Below are 14,423 nucleotides of genomic sequence, written 5' to 3' on the forward strand. Positions count from 1 at the left end.
TCATACCATCGCGCGTGCGCCGTCCCGACCGTCGCCGGGTTTGCCCGGTGCGGGCGCGGCGCGATGGACCCGGCTCGACAGCAGCGTCGCCAGCACGATGCACACGCCGCCCGCCCATTCGCGCGCGGTCGGCAGCTCGCTGGCGAACACCCACGCCGACAGCGCGGTGATCACGATCTCGAACAGCATGATGATCGACGCACGGTTCGCCGGCACCCGTGCGAGGCCGTACTGCACGAGCAGGTTATTCGACGCCATCGTCACGCCGATCGCGGCGATGATCAGCACGGCCGTCCCGAGCTGGCCGCCCGCCGGCGCGGCCGGCAGCCCTTCGAACAGCGACGCGATCGCGCCGAACACGGCCGCGCCGCCGAACAGCGTCGCGGTGCGCATTTCCGCGCGCATCTCCGGCAGCTCGCGGCTCGCCTTGATCACGAGCACGTTGCTCATCGCGAAGCTCAGCCCGGCCGCGAGGCCGGCCCATTCGGCCGGATTGGCCGGCAGCGGCAGGCCGAGCTGCGGCGACCACAGCATCAGCATCGCGCCGCCGATCGACAGCGCCGCGAGCCCCGCGCCGGCCCAGGTCAGCCGCTCGCGAAGCAGGAAGTGCGCATAGATCGCGGTCCACGCCGGGGTCAGGTAGAACAGCAGCATCACGCGCAGCACCTCCCCGTGGATCGTGCCCCACACGAAGCCGAGGTTCGTCACGCCGGCCGTCACCGCGATGCCCGGCAGCACCCAGTGCCAGCGCAGCGTCGCGATCGTGCGGTGCCGCGCGACGATCACGAACAGGAACGCCACGAGGCTCGTCAGCGCGCTCGCGAGGGTGCCCGTCACGCCGAGCGATGCGAGGATCCGCAACGGATACCAGATCAGGCCCCATACCGATGCGCCAATCAGGATGGCCAGCGTCGGCAGGCTGCCGCGTACCGCGTTATTCATTTGGTTCGATACCCTTTATTCGGCGGGCCCGGCCGCCGTTCCGGCAGGCCGTGACCGCATTCCGTCACGCTATAATCGTTCGTTGCGACCCGCGCGCCGTCGGCGCCCGTTCGCAGCCGCGCGGCACGCCCGCCGCTTCTTTCGCTCCAACCGGCCGCGATGGCCGCTTCGCCCGTGAACCCTCGACTCGACTCGCTCCAGCCCTATCCCTTCGAAAAGCTGCGCGCCCTGTTCAAGGACGTGACGCCTTCCGGCGACCTCAAACCGATCAGCTTCGGCATCGGCGAGCCCAAGCACCCGACGCCGGCGCTGATCCGCGACGCCGTGGTGGCCGCACTCGACGGCCTCGCGTCGTACCCTGCCACGGCCGGCTCGGACGCGCTGCGCACGTCGATCGCACACTGGCTCGAGCGCCGCTACGGGCTGCCGGCGATCGATCCGGCCACGCAGGTGCTGCCCGTGTCGGGCTCGCGCGAAGCGCTGTTCTCGCTCGCGCAAACGGTGATCGACGCGCGTCCGGCCGCGCAGGGCGAGAAGGCGATCGTACTCTGTCCGAATCCTTTCTATCAAATTTACGAAGGCGCGGCGCTGCTGGCCGGTGCCGAACCCTATTTCGCGAACAGCGACCCGGCCCGCAACTTCGCGTGCGACTACGCGGCCGTGCCCGACGCAATCTGGGCGCGCACGCAGCTGCTGTACGTGTGCTCGCCGGGCAACCCGACGGGCGCCGTGCTGACGCTCGACGACTGGCGCGAACTGTTCGCGCTGTCCGACCGCCACGGTTTCGTGATCGCGTCCGACGAGTGCTATTCGGAAATCTATTTCGACGAAGCGGCGCCGCCGCTCGGCGGCCTCGAGGCCGCGCACCGCCTCGGCCGCGGCTTCGAGCGCCTCGTGATGCTGTCGAGCCTGTCGAAGCGCTCGAACGTGCCGGGCATGCGCTCGGGCTTCGTCGCCGGCGACGCGGCGCTGCTGAAGAAATTCCTGCTGTACCGCACGTACCATGGCGCGGCGCTGTCGCCGGTCTGGCAGCACGCGAGCATCGCCGCGTGGAACGACGAGGCGCACGTGCGCGAGAACCGCGCGCTGTACCTGCAGAAATTCAATACGGTCACGCCGATGCTCGCCGACGTGATCGACGTGAAACTGCCCGACGCCGCGTTCTACCTGTGGGCCAACGTGTCGCGCACCGGGCTGTCGGACACCGAGTTCGCCCGTCGCCTGTACGCCGACTATAATGTGACGGTTCTGCCCGGCTCGTACCTGGCGCGCGATGCGCACGGGTCGAATCCGGGCCGCGATTTCATCCGGATCGCGCTCGTCGCGGGCACCCCCGAATGCGTCGAGGGCGCGCAACGCATCGTCGATTTCTGCCGGTCTCTCGCGCGGTAATCGTCCATCCGATCAATTCCATCCATCTCCTGCGAAAACGAACATGTCGCAACAACTTCAGCAAATCATCGATACCGCCTGGGACAACCGCGCCGAGCTGTCGCCGAAGGCCGCACCGGCCGACGTCCGTGAAGCCGTCGCGCACGCGATCGAGCAGCTCGACAAAGGCGCGCTGCGCGTTGCCGAGAAGATCGACGGCAACTGGACCGTGCACCAGTGGCTGAAGAAGGCCGTGCTGCTGTCGTTCCGCCTGGAAGACAACGCACCGATGCCGGCCGGCGGCTACTCGCAGTTCTACGACAAGGTGCCGTCGAAGTTCGCGAACTACACGGCTGAGGATTTCGCCGCGGGCGGCTTCCGCGTCGTCCCGCCGGCCATCGCGCGCCGCGGCTCGTTCATCGCGAAGAACGTCGTGCTGATGCCGTCGTACACCAACATCGGCGCGTACGTCGACGAAGGCACGATGGTCGACACGTGGGCGACGGTCGGTTCCTGCGCGCAGATCGGCAAGAACGTGCACCTGTCGGGCGGCGTCGGCATCGGCGGCGTGCTCGAGCCGCTGCAGGCGAACCCGGTCATCATCGAAGACAACTGCTTCATCGGCGCACGCTCGGAAGTCGTCGAAGGCGTGATCGTCGAGGAAAACTCGGTGATCTCGATGGGCGTGTACCTCGGCCAGAGCACGAAGATCTACGACCGCGAGACGGGCGAAGTCAGCTACGGCCGCATCCCGGCCGGCTCGGTCGTCGTCGCCGGCAACCTGCCGTCGAAGGACGGCTCGCACAGCCTGTACTGCGCGGTGATCGTCAAGAAGGTCGACGCGAAGACGCGCGCGAAGGTCGGCCTGAACGAGCTGCTGCGAGGCGACTGATGGCAAAGCCGCACACCGTGGTCGTCTACGGTATTCCGAACTGCGACACCGTGAAAAAGGCCCGCGTGTGGCTTGACGATCACGGCGTCGAGTTCGAGTTTCACGACTTCAAGAAGCTCGGCGTCAGCGCGCCGCTGGTCGAAGACTGGCTGAAGGACGTGTCGCTCGACGCGCTCGTCAACAAGCGCGGCACCACGTGGCGCGGCCTGGACGACGCAATGAAGGCGGCCGCCGAAACGAAGACCGGCGCGGTCGCGCTGATGATCCACAAGCCGTCGGTCATCAAGCGTCCCGTGCTCGTCGTCAACGGCCGCGTGAAAGCGCTCGGCTTCGTGGCCGATCAATACACGGCGCTGTTTGCCGCATAGGGCCGCCCGCGCTGCGCCTGTCGGCGCAACGCAACGTCCTGTCGCTGCCGGCCACCGCGCCGGCATTTTTTATCGAAAGTGGTCCGAACCATGTCCGCCACCCTAGCCCTTACCGAACAACTGATCGCCCGCGCGTCCGTGACGCCCGACGACCAGCACTGCCAGCAGATCATGACCGAGCGCCTCGCCGCGCTCGGCTTCGAATGCGAGACCATCGCGTCGCACGGCGTGACCAACCTGTGGGCCGTCAAGCGCGGCGCCGACGGCCGCGACGGCAAGCTGCTCGCATTCGCGGGCCACACCGATGTCGTGCCGACCGGCCCGCTCGAGCAGTGGAGTTCCCCGCCGTTCGTCCCCGCCCATCGAGACGGCAAGCTGTACGGCCGCGGCGCGGCCGACATGAAGACGTCGCTCGCGGCATTCGTCGTCGCGTCCGAGGAATTCGTCGCGGCCCATCCCGGCCACCGCGGCACGATCGCGTTCCTGATCACGAGCGACGAGGAAGGCCCGGCCACCGACGGCACCGTGAAGGTCGTCGAGCTGCTCGAAGCGCGCGGCGAACGGATGGACTACTGCATCGTCGGTGAACCGACATCGACCAACGCGCTCGGCGACGTCGTCAAGAACGGCCGCCGCGGCTCGATGTCGGGCGAACTGGTCGTCAAGGGCGTACAGGGCCACATCGCGTATCCGCATCTCGCGAAGAACCCGATCCACCTGCTCGCGCCGGCGCTCGCCGAGCTCGCCGCCGAGCAGTGGGACGAAGGCAACGAATACTTCCCGCCGACGACCTGGCAGGTGTCGAACCTGCACGCCGGCACCGGCGCGACCAACGTGATTCCCGGCCACGCCGACCTGCAGTTCAACTTCCGTTTCTCGACCGCCAGCACGGTCGAGGGCCTGCAGGCGCGCGTGCACGCGATCCTCGACAAGCACGGCCTCGAATACACGCTGAAGTGGTCGGTGAGCGGCCTGCCGTTCCTCACGCCGCGCGGCGAGCTGTCGGGCGCGCTGGAAAACGCGATCCGCGCCGAGACCGGCATCACGACCGAGCTGTCGACGACGGGCGGCACGTCGGACGGCCGTTTCATCGCGCGCATCTGCCCGCAGGTGATCGAATTCGGCCCGCCGAACGGCAGCATCCACAAGATCGACGAGCACATCGAGGTGCGCTTCGTCGATCCGCTGAAGAACGTGTACCGCCGCGTGCTCGAACAACTGATCGCCTGATGGAGCCTCGCATGACGACACCTTTTGCTACTGTTCGCGACCTGCTGCGCTACGCGGTCACGCGCTTCTCGAAGGCGAAGCTCGCGTTCGGCCACGGCTCGGACAACGCGTACGACGAAGCGGCCTACCTCGTGCTGCGCACGCTCGACCTGCCGCTCGACACGCTCGAGCCGTTCCTCGACGCGCGCCTGCTGCCCGACGAGATCGCGGCCGTGCTCGCGGTGATCGAGCGGCGCGCGACCGATCGCGTGCCGGCCGCGTACCTCACGCATGAAGCGTGGATGCACGGCCACCGTTTCTACGTCGACGAACGTGTGATCGTGCCGCGCTCGTTCATCGGCGAGCTGCTCGACGACGGCCTGCAGCCGTATGTCGCCGATCCCGAGCAGGTCGGCGCGGTGCTCGAACTGTGCACGGGCTCGGGCTGCCTCGCGATCCTCGCCGCGAGCGCTTTCCCGAATGCCGAAATCGACGCGGTCGACCTGTCGGACAAGGCGCTCGAAGTCGCCGAGATCAACGTGCGCGACTACGGCCTCGAAGACCGCATCGGGTTGCACCGCGGCGACCTCTACGCACCGCTGCCTGCATTCCGCACCGACCCGGGCTCGCGCTACGACGTGATCCTGACGAACCCGCCGTACGTGAACGCATCGTCGATGGCCGCGCTGCCGCCCGAATACCAGCACGAGCCGGAGATGGCGCTCGCGGGCGGCGATGACGGCATGGACATCGTGCGACGCATCGTCGCCGAAGCGCACCGCTGGCTGCACGACGACGGCGTGCTCGTCGTCGAGATTGGCAACGAGCGCGAGAACGTCGAAGCGGCGTTCGGCGGCCTCGAACTCACGTGGCTACCCACCAGCGCGGGCGACGACGCCGTCTTCCTGATCCAGGCATCGGACCTGCCGCGCAAGGCCTGAGCCTTTCCGGCCCACCCGCCGTGCGGCGCACCATTGCGCCGCACGGTTGGGTAAGATGCGCGTAGGCGGCCGCCCGGCCGCATGACTTCAGGAGTCCGTCACGCGCCCATGACCCTCGACTGGTTACATCTCGGCACCCTGATCCTGACCATCCACGTGCTCGGGATCGTCGCGGCGTGCCACGCGATCATGAACACGCGCACGTCGCAAGGCGCGATCGCGTGGGCCGTCTCGCTCGCGGCCATGCCGTACCTGACGCTCGTTCCGTACCTGTTCCTCGGCCGCAGCAAGTTCTCCGGCTACGTCGACGCGCGGCGCCACGAGCTGGAAATGTTGCGCATGCACACACCGCGCTCGCCGTGGCTCAGCACCGACGCGACCGACGGCCCGGCTGCCGATGCGCTTGGCCAATCCGCCGTGCTCGCGCTGACACGGCTCGGCGGCATGCCGTTCCTCGGCGGCAACTCGGTGCGCACGCTCGTGAACGGCGACGCGACATTCTCGGCGATCCTGTCGGCAATCGACGCCGCGCGCGACTACGTGGTCGTCCAGTTCTTCATCGTGCGTGACGATGCGCTCGGCCAGATGCTGCGCGACGCGCTGCTCGCGCGCGCGGCCGCCGGCGTGCGCTGCTGCCTGCTGTACGACAGCATCGGCAGCTTCGACCTGCCGCACAGCTACGTCGACACACTGCGCCGCGGCGGTGTCGAGGTCCATCCGTTCGCGACCAACCGTAAGTTCGTCAACCGCTTCCAGCTGAACTTCCGCAACCATCGCAAGATCGTCGTAGTCGACGGCAATCGTGCGTTCGTCGGCGGCCACAACGTCGGCGTCGAATATCTCGGCGCGAAACCGCGCCTGTCGCCGTGGCGTGACACGCACATCGAAATTCGCGGCCCGGTGGTCGCGAGCATCCAGTACGTGTTCGCCGAAGACTGGCACTGGGCGACGCAGAAGCTGCCGCCCATCGCGCTGCCGCCGCCCGCGCAGCCCGGCGACGGCATGCATTGCCTCGCGGTGCCGATGGGGCCGGCCGACAAGCAGGAAACCGGCTCGCTGTTCTTCGTCGAGGCGATCAACGCCGCACGCGAGCGGGTCTGGATCACCACGCCGTATCTCGTCCCCGACGAAGCGGTGATCTCCGCGCTGAAGCTCGCGGTGATGCGCGGTGTCGACGTGCGCATCCTGATCCCGAGCCGGCGCGATCACTACGTGGTGTTCGAGGCGTCGAAGCTGTACGCGCGCGACCTCGTCGACGCGGGCGTGAAGGTGTTCCGTTACCAGCCCGGCTTCCTGCACCAGAAAGTCGTGCTGATCGACGGCATCGCCGCGGCGATCGGCAGCGCGAATCTCGACAACCGCTCGTTCCGGCTCAATTTCGAGATCATGGTACTGACCGTGGACCGCGCGTTCGCCAGCGAAGTCGAGACGATGCTCGATGCCGACTTCGCGCAGGCGTACGAGGTCGATGCGAACGAATACCGCCAATCGCCCGCGTGGCGGCGCATCGCGATGCACGTCGCGCGGCTGTTCGCGCCGATTCTGTAACGGCCAGGGCGGCTTGTGCGCCGCCCACCGCCCTCACAGCAGCTTGTCGATATCGGCGGCGATTTCGTCGGGCTTGGTCGACGGCGCGTAGCGCTTGACGATGCGGCCGTCGCGATCGACCAGGAATTTCGTGAAATTCCACTTGATCGCCTTGAGGCCGAGAATGCCGGGCGCCTCGTCGGTCAGGTAGCGGTACAGCGGATGCGCATGATCGCCCTTCACGTCGATCTTCGCGAACATCGGGAACGTGACGCCGTAGTTGCGCTCGCAGAACGCGCCGATCTGCGCGGCGTCGCCGGGCTCCTGCTTGCCGAACTGGTTGCACGGGAAACCGAGCACGAAGAAGCCGCGCGCCGCGTACTGGTCGTACAGCTTCTGCAGGCCCGCGTACTGCGGCGTGAAGCCACACTCGCTCGCGGTGTTGACGATCAGCAGCACCTTGCCGCGATACGCGTCGAGCGGGGCCGGCGCGCCGGCGAGCGTCTCTGCGCTGAACGAATACAGGGTGGACATCGGGCACTCCTTTTACGAAACCGGATCGACGTGGAGTCTAGGCGAAATTGCGCCGTTGCGGCATCCGTCGAGCGGCCAATGCCCGGCGCAACCTGCTCGCAGTCTAGAATAGCGGTTTTGGCCAGTCATTTCCGCCGTGATCCGCTTCAATCAGTTCAGCCTTGCGCGCGGCACCAAGCCGCTGTTCGAGTCGACCTCGTTCGTACTCAATCCCGCCGAGAAAGCCGGCCTGATCGGCGCGAACGGCGCCGGCAAGTCGACGCTGTTCTCGGTCCTGCGTGGCGAGCTGCACTCGGACGCCGGCGATTTCTCGATGCCGCCGTCGTGGCGGATCGCCCATGTGTCGCAGGAAACGCCCGCCGTCGACCGCTCGGCGCTCGACTACACGCTCGACGGCGACGCCGCGCTGCGCGAGATCGAGGCGCGCATCGCCGCCGCTTCCGCCACGCATGACGGCGCCGCCGAAGCAGACGCGCACGCCGCGTTCGCCGACGCCGACGGCTACACCGCGCCGGCCCGCGCCGAAGCGCTGCTGCTCGGCCTCGGCTTCACGCTTGCGCAGACGCGCGAATCCGTCTCGAGCTTCTCCGGCGGCTGGCGCATGCGCCTGAACCTCGCGCAGGCGCTGATGTGCCGTTCCGACCTGCTGCTGCTCGACGAACCGACGAACCACCTCGACCTCGACGCGATCGTCTGGCTCGAGGATTGGCTGCACCGCTACCCCGGCACCCTCGTCGTGATTTCGCACGACCGCGAATTCCTCGATTCGATCTGTAACGTCACGCTGCACCTGGAAAACCGCCAGGTGAAGCGCTACGGCGGCAACTACTCGCAGTTCGAAGTGCTGCGCGCGCAGCAACTGGCGCTGCAGCAAAACGCATACGAAAAGCAGCAGAAGACGATCGAGCACCTGCAGAGCTTCGTCGACCGCTTCAAGGCCAAGGCGACCAAGGCCAAGCAGGCGCAGAGCCGGATGAAGGCGCTCGAGAAGATGGAGCTGATCGCGCCCGCGCACATCGCGTCGCCGTTCACGTTCGAATTCCGCACGCCCGACGCCGCGCCGAACCCGATGATGGTGATGGAAGACGTCCGCTGCGGCTACCACGCCGACGGCGGCGCGGAAATCCCGATCGTCGAGCGCGTCGCGCTGTCGATCCAGAACGGCCAGCGCATCGGCCTGCTCGGCGCGAACGGCCAGGGCAAGTCGACGCTGATCAAGACGCTGGCCGGCACGCTCGCGCCGCTGTCGGGCCACGTCCGCGACGGCAAGGGTTTGACGATCGGCTATTTCGCGCAGCACCAGCTCGAAACGCTGCGTGAAGACGATTCGCCGCTCGCGCATCTGGCGCGGCTCGCACCCGATACACGCGAGCAGGAACTGCGCGACTTCCTCGGCGGCTTCAATTTCTCGGGCGACATGGCGACGAGCCCGGTCGGCCCGTTCTCGGGCGGCGAAAAAGCGCGCCTCGCGCTTGCGCTGATCATCTGGCAGAAGCCGAACCTGCTCCTGCTCGACGAACCGACGAACCACCTCGACCTCGAAACGCGCCACGCGCTGACGATGGCGCTCGCGCAGTTCGAAGGCACGCTGATCCTCGTGTCGCACGACCGCCACCTGCTGCGTGCGACGACCGATCAGTTCATGCTGGTCGCGAAGCACCGGCTGCAACCGTTCGACGGCGACCTCGACGACTACCGCGACTGGCTGCTGCAGCACGCGGCCGAGCAGCGCGCGGCCGCGAAGGCCGACAGCGCGGCTTCGCCGGGCGCCGGCGCCGCGGCCAACCGCAAGGATCAGAAGCGGCAGGCCGCCGAGGAACGGCAACGTCTGTCGGTGCTGAAAAAGCCGCTGCAGACGCGCATCACGAAGCTCGAAAAGGAAATGGAGACGCTGCACACGGAGAAGGCGCGTCTCGACGCGTTCGTCGCCGATCCGGCGAGCTACGAAGCCGAGCGCAAGACCGAGCTGACCGACGCGATCCGCAAGCTCGGCGACATCAACACGCGCCTCGAGACGGTCGAGGCCGACTGGCTCGCCGCGCAGGAAGAACTCGAGCAGATCGGCTGAGGCTGAACGCGGCGGCCGATACGCGCGCACGGCGCGCCGGCTGCCGCGGGTGATCGACACCCCACCGGGCCTTGTCCGGGCCCGGATACGACAAGGCCGGGCACACTGGCCCGGCCTGTTGATTGAATTGCCGCTGCTCGGCCAATCGCCGCACCACCGGCTCAGCGCCGCGGCAGCGTATCGCGCGGCATCTGCTCGTCGTCGCCCATCAGGTGCCGGCGCCCTTCGGTCGGCTGCCGGATCGCGTCAGCGACTTCCGCTTCCGTCACGTCCTCGGACACGACCTTGCGCGCGAGGCGCCCGTCGTCGTCGATCCATTCGACGATCCGGCATCCGCCGCCCCACGGCTGGCGAATCGGCTCCGACACGCGGCAGCCGCGCAGGTTGTAAAGGCGTCCGCCCGGCGCTTCCCCATACGATTTCAACATAGGTTCCCTTCGCATTGCGCGGTTCGACAATCCGGCAAAGGATAGGGAAAAGCAATGTCCGGCGGGTTACAGAAGCCTACATATTCTTTACAGGGAATTACGCGCCAGATCGCCGGCAGGCCCGGCCCGCGTGCCTGTACGGCCGATCACTCGAGATCGCGCACACGGTCGATCGCCTGCTCGAGCCGATCGACGGCCATCACGTTCAGTCCTTCGATCGGCTGCTTCGGCGCATTCGCCTTCGGAATCAGCGCGGACGTGAAACCGAGCTTCGCGGCCTCGCGCAGCCGCTCCTGCCCGCGCGGCGACGGCCGGATCTCGCCTGCCAGCCCCACTTCGCCGAACACGATCAGCCCCTTCGGCAGCGCCTTGTTGCGCATCGACGAATGGATCGCGAGCAGCACCGCGAGGTCGGCGGCCGGCTCGGTGATCTTCACGCCGCCCACGGCGTTGAGGAACACGTCCTGGTCGAAGCACGCGATGCCCGCATGACGGTGCAGCACCGCGAGCAGCATCGCGAGCCGGTTCTGTTCGAGGCCGACTGCGAGCCGGCGCGGGTTCGGCACGTGCGCGGTGTCGACGAGCGCCTGGACTTCGACGAGCAGCGGCCGCGTGCCCTCCTGTGTAACGAGCACGCATGAGCCGGGCACGACCTGCTCGTGCTGCGACAGGAACAGTGCGGACGGATTCGCGACGCCGCGCAGCCCGCGCTCCGTCATTGCGAACACGCCGAGTTCGTTGACCGCGCCGAAGCGGTTCTTGAACGCGCGCACGAGCCGGAACGACGAATGCGTGTCGCCTTCGAAGTACAGCACGGTGTCGACGATGTGCTCGAGCACGCGCGGGCCGGCCAGATTGCCTTCCTTCGTCACGTGCCCGACCATGATGATCGCGGTGCCCGACTGTTTCGCGATCCGCGTGAGCTGCGCCGCGCATTCGCGCACCTGCGCGACCGAGCCCGGCGCCGATGTGAGCGCTTCCGAATAGACGGTCTGGATCGAGTCGATCACGGCCACATCCGGCCGTTCCGTATCGATCGCGGCCTGGATCTTCTCGAGCTGGATCTCGGCGAGCAGCTTCAGTTCGTCCGCCGGCGCACCGCTGTCGAGCAGCGCAAGCCGTTGCGCGCGCAACGCGATCTGCGCGGCCGATTCCTCGCCGCTGATATAGAGCGCGCGCCGCTCGCTCGCGATGTCTGCAAGCGACTGCAGCAGCAGCGTCGACTTGCCGATGCCCGGATCGCCGCCGATCAGCACGACGCCGCCCGGGACCAGCCCGCCGCCCAGCACGCGGTCGAATTCACCGATGCCGGTCGAGAAGCGCGGCACGTCGGCCGCCTCGATGTCGACGAGACGCTGCACGGGCGCACGCTTCGCGAGCGACTGGAAACGATGGGCAGCCGGCGCTTCGGCGACCGATTCGACCAGCGTGTTCCACGCCTGGCACGACGGGCACTGGCCCTGCCACTTCGGGGTCTGTCCGCCGCACTCGCTGCAGACATAAACGGTTTTCTGTTTGGCCACGCGCGACGCCCTTATTCCGCTCGCACGGGCACGCGGCCGGCGACCGCGCACATCAGCTCGTAACCGATCGTCCCGCAATGGCGCGCGACGTCGTCGATCGGCAGCGCGTTGCCCCACAGCTCGACGCGCGCACCGACACCGGCCTGCGGGCACGGGGTCAGGTCGACGGTAATCATGTCCATCGACACGCGGCCGACAATCCGCGTACGGATGCCGTCGACGATCACCGGCGTGCCTTCGGGCGCGACGCGCGGATAGCCGTCCGCGTAGCCGCACGCGACGACGCCGATCCGCATCTGCGCCTGCGCGGAGAACGTCGAGCCATAGCCGATCGCCTGGCCCTTCGCGATCGTCTGCACGGCGATCAGCTCGGACGCAAGCGTCATCGCGGGCTTCAGCCCGGTGTCGGCGATATCGGCCGACAGCCCGGACGGCGACGCGCCGTACAGCACGATGCCCGGCCGCACCCAGTCGAAGTGCGTATCCGGATGCCACAGTACGGCCGCCGAATTCGCAAGGCTGCGCGCGCCGGCGATGCTTTCCGCGCCGCGCTCGAAGGTCGCGAGCTGCTCGGCGACGCCACGCTCGTTGTCTGCATCCGAAAAATGGGTCATCAACGTGATCTGGCCGATGCCGGGGCACGCGCGGGCGCGCTCCCACGCCGCACGGTATTTTTCCGGCACGTAGCCGAGCCGGTTCATCCCGCTGTTCATCTTGAGCTGCACGTTGACGGGCTTCGACAGCCGCGCCGTTTCCAGCATCCGCATCTGCTCGTCGTTGTGGACCGTCGTCGTCAGGCTGTAACGGTCGATGACGTCGATGTCGGTCGAACGGAAGAAGCCTTCGAGCAGCAGGATCGGGCCGGCCCAGCCGAGCTCGCGCAGCTTCACGGCCTCGTCGAGGTCGAGCAGGCCGAAGCCGTCGGTGCCGCGCAGGCCCGGAAACGCCCGGGCGAGACCGTGGCCGTACGCGTTGGCCTTGACGACCGCCCAGACCTTGGACGGGCCGGCAAATCGGCGGACGACGGAGAGATTGTTCGCGAGAGCGGCGGTGTGGATGGTGGCGGAGATCGGGCGCGGCATGGGAAATTTTCGTAAAGACGCTTGCGAATCATCAGCTTACCGCGCCTTTTGAGCACCGAAGCCGACAATTTGCGGAACGATCGGGGAATCTTGCTAGTCCGAATTGGCGTATTTTCATGTTATAAAGCCGTGCGCACAACCCATTTCGAACGGAATAAGCCGATCGCATACCAGGCGGCCTACGCGGCCCTGCCGCAGCGACGAAAGCATCGCATCAGATGAAAAAAGGTTTTTACACCATCATGGCCGCGCAGTTTTTCTCGTCGCTGGCCGACAATGCGCTCCTCATCGCCGCCATCGCCCTGCTGAAAGATCTCCACGCCCCCAACTGGATGACACCGCTGCTGAAGCTGTTCTTCGTGTTGTCGTACGTGGTGCTGGCGGCGTATGTCGGTGCGTTCGCGGATTCGCGCCCGAAGGGCCGCGTGATGTTCATCACCAACTCGATCAAGGTGGTCGGTTGCATGATCATGCTGTTCGGCGCCCATCCGCTGATCGCGTACGGGATCGTCGGCTTCGGTGCCGCGGCCTACTCGCCCGCCAAATACGGAATTCTCACCGAGCTGCTGCCGGCTGACCGGCTGGTCGCCGCGAACGGCTGGATCGAAGGCACGACCGTCAGCTCGATCATCCTCGGCACCGTGCTCGGCGGCGCGCTGATCAGCCCGCACATCGCATCGCACGTGATCGCGCACACGCCCAGCTGGATCAGCACGCCCGCCGAAGCGGCGATGGCGATCATCATGGCGATCTACGTAATTGCCGCGCTGTTCAACCTGCGCATTCCCGATACGGGCGCCCGCTACCCGAAGCAGGAGCGCGGCCCGGTCAAGCTCCTCACGGATTTCGCCGACTGCTTCATGGTGCTGTGGCGTGACAAGCTCGGCCAGATCTCGCTGGCCGTCACGACGCTGTTCTGGGGCGCCGGCGCGACGCTGCAGTTCATCGTGCTGAAGTGGGCCGAGGTGTCGCTCGGCATGTCGCTGTCGGAAGGCGCGATCCTGCAGGCCGTGGTCGCGGTCGGCGTCGCGGCCGGTGCGATCGCCGCCGCCGCACGCATCCCGCTGAAGAAGTCGCTGTCCGTGCTGCCCGTCGGCATCATCATGGGTATCGCGGTGATGCTGATGGCGTTCTACACGCGCGACCTGTTCCCGCCGCACTGGGCCGTGCACTTCGGCCACCTGCGCATGCCTGTCTACCTGATCATCGCGTACATCTTCCTGATGTGCGTCGGCGCGCTGTCAGGCTACTTCGTCGTGCCGATGAACGCGCTGCTGCAGCATCGCGGCCACGTGCTGCTGTCGGCCGGCCACTCGATCGCGGTGCAGAACTTCAACGAGAACCTGTCGGTGCTCGTGATGCTGTGCCTGTACGCGGTGCTCGTGTGGCTCGACGTGCCGGTCGGCGTCGTGATCGTGCTGTTCGGCACGTTCGTCTGCCTGACGATGTGGCTCGTGATGCGCCGCCACCAGGCGAACCAGCGTAAGTTCGACTCGGTCGCACTGATCGGCGAATCGCGGCACTGACGCTACACTCTC

The 14,423-nt window shown here is 67.1% G+C and carries 13 protein-coding genes; 8 read left to right on the forward strand and 5 right to left on the reverse strand.

The window, feature by feature from the left end; translation table 11 throughout:
• Entirely contained in the window at positions 1-942 is a 942-nt protein-coding gene (locus tag KEC55_RS10520; RefSeq protein WP_282505417.1) for a DMT family transporter, read from the reverse strand.
• A gap of 159 nt (positions 943-1,101) precedes the next feature.
• Here KEC55_RS10520 and dapC point away from each other — a divergent pair, with 159 nt between their 5' ends.
• The 6 genes from dapC (at position 1,102) to cls (ending at position 7,271) form a co-directional block, all read left to right on the forward strand.
• Entirely contained in the window at positions 1,102-2,334 is a 1,233-nt protein-coding gene (gene dapC, locus KEC55_RS10525) for a succinyldiaminopimelate transaminase (RefSeq protein ID WP_282505418.1), read from the forward strand.
• 43 nt (positions 2,335-2,377) lie between these two features.
• Positions 2,378-3,205 carry a 2,3,4,5-tetrahydropyridine-2,6-dicarboxylate N-succinyltransferase gene (dapD, locus tag KEC55_RS10530; RefSeq protein ID WP_014896723.1) on the forward strand — a complete coding sequence of 276 codons (828 nt, stop codon included), beginning with the start codon at positions 2,378-2,380 and terminating at the stop codon, positions 3,203-3,205.
• The gene (locus tag KEC55_RS10535; protein WP_282505420.1) at positions 3,205-3,573 is read left to right on the forward strand and encodes an ArsC family reductase; all 369 of its coding nucleotides are present in this window, start codon (positions 3,205-3,207) and stop codon (positions 3,571-3,573) included. Before dapD ends, KEC55_RS10535 begins: the two co-directional genes overlap by 1 nt.
• Before the next feature lie 90 nt (positions 3,574-3,663).
• Positions 3,664-4,803 (forward strand): succinyl-diaminopimelate desuccinylase, encoded by a 1,140-nt coding sequence (dapE, locus tag KEC55_RS10540; RefSeq protein WP_282505422.1) that lies wholly within the window; start codon positions 3,664-3,666, stop codon positions 4,801-4,803.
• 11 nt (positions 4,804-4,814) lie between these two features.
• Positions 4,815-5,723, forward strand: coding sequence for a 50S ribosomal protein L3 N(5)-glutamine methyltransferase (gene prmB, locus KEC55_RS10545; RefSeq protein WP_282505423.1), 909 nt, complete (start codon positions 4,815-4,817; stop codon positions 5,721-5,723).
• A 108-nt stretch (positions 5,724-5,831) separates the two neighbouring features.
• A complete protein-coding gene (gene cls / locus KEC55_RS10550) occupies positions 5,832-7,271 on the forward strand; it encodes a cardiolipin synthase (protein ID WP_282505424.1) in 1,440 nt (479 codons plus the stop codon).
• A gap of 33 nt (positions 7,272-7,304) precedes the next feature.
• Here cls and KEC55_RS10555 read toward each other — a convergent pair whose 3' ends face one another.
• A complete protein-coding gene (locus KEC55_RS10555) occupies positions 7,305-7,784 on the reverse strand; it encodes a glutathione peroxidase (protein ID WP_175845253.1) in 480 nt (159 codons plus the stop codon).
• Positions 7,785-7,920: 136 nt separating this feature from the next.
• Between KEC55_RS10555 and KEC55_RS10560 the strand changes: the two genes are divergently transcribed.
• Positions 7,921-9,852 (forward strand): ATP-binding cassette domain-containing protein, encoded by a 1,932-nt coding sequence (locus KEC55_RS10560; RefSeq protein WP_282505426.1) that lies wholly within the window; start codon positions 7,921-7,923, stop codon positions 9,850-9,852.
• Positions 9,853-10,013: 161 nt separating this feature from the next.
• On the opposite strand, the gene KEC55_RS10565 is transcribed toward KEC55_RS10560, so the two are convergent.
• The 3 genes from KEC55_RS10565 to alr form a co-directional block, all read right to left on the reverse strand.
• Entirely contained in the window at positions 10,014-10,280 is a 267-nt protein-coding gene (locus KEC55_RS10565; RefSeq protein WP_282505428.1) for a DUF2866 domain-containing protein, read from the reverse strand.
• A gap of 146 nt (positions 10,281-10,426) precedes the next feature.
• Positions 10,427-11,803, reverse strand: a complete 1,377-nt coding sequence (gene radA / locus KEC55_RS10570) for a DNA repair protein RadA (protein WP_282505430.1) — start codon at positions 11,801-11,803, stop codon at positions 10,427-10,429.
• Positions 11,804-11,814: 11 nt separating this feature from the next.
• Positions 11,815-12,885: an alanine racemase gene (gene alr, locus KEC55_RS10575; protein WP_282505431.1), complete on the reverse strand. Its 1,071-nt coding sequence runs from the start codon at positions 12,883-12,885 to the stop codon at positions 11,815-11,817.
• A gap of 218 nt (positions 12,886-13,103) precedes the next feature.
• Between alr and lplT the strand changes: the two genes are divergently transcribed.
• Positions 13,104-14,411, forward strand: coding sequence for a lysophospholipid transporter LplT (gene lplT / locus KEC55_RS10580; protein ID WP_282505432.1), 1,308 nt, complete (start codon positions 13,104-13,106; stop codon positions 14,409-14,411).
• Positions 14,412-14,423 lie beyond the last annotated feature (12 nt).

Origin of the sequence: Burkholderia cepacia (assembly GCF_029962485.1) — a bacterium.
GTDB lineage: Bacteria > Pseudomonadota > Gammaproteobacteria > Burkholderiales > Burkholderiaceae > Burkholderia.

Coding starts and splice junctions, on each gene's coding strand:
- lplT (WP_282505432.1), top strand. CDS start 13,104: ATGAAAAAAGGTTTTTACACCATCATGGCCGCGCAGTTTTTCTCGTCG.
- dapD (WP_014896723.1), top strand. CDS start 2,378: ATGTCGCAACAACTTCAGCAAATCATCGATACCGCCTGGGACAACCGC.
- KEC55_RS10535 (WP_282505420.1), top strand. CDS start 3,205: ATGGCAAAGCCGCACACCGTGGTCGTCTACGGTATTCCGAACTGCGAC.
- KEC55_RS10565 (WP_282505428.1), bottom strand. CDS start 10,280: ATGTTGAAATCGTATGGGGAAGCGCCGGGCGGACGCCTTTACAACCTG.
- cls (WP_282505424.1), top strand. CDS start 5,832: ATGACCCTCGACTGGTTACATCTCGGCACCCTGATCCTGACCATCCAC.
- dapC (WP_282505418.1), top strand. CDS start 1,102: ATGGCCGCTTCGCCCGTGAACCCTCGACTCGACTCGCTCCAGCCCTAT.
- dapE (WP_282505422.1), top strand. CDS start 3,664: ATGTCCGCCACCCTAGCCCTTACCGAACAACTGATCGCCCGCGCGTCC.
- KEC55_RS10555 (WP_175845253.1), bottom strand. CDS start 7,784: ATGTCCACCCTGTATTCGTTCAGCGCAGAGACGCTCGCCGGCGCGCCG.
- prmB (WP_282505423.1), top strand. CDS start 4,815: ATGACGACACCTTTTGCTACTGTTCGCGACCTGCTGCGCTACGCGGTC.
- KEC55_RS10520 (WP_282505417.1), bottom strand. CDS start 942: ATGAATAACGCGGTACGCGGCAGCCTGCCGACGCTGGCCATCCTGATT.
- alr (WP_282505431.1), bottom strand. CDS start 12,885: ATGCCGCGCCCGATCTCCGCCACCATCCACACCGCCGCTCTCGCGAAC.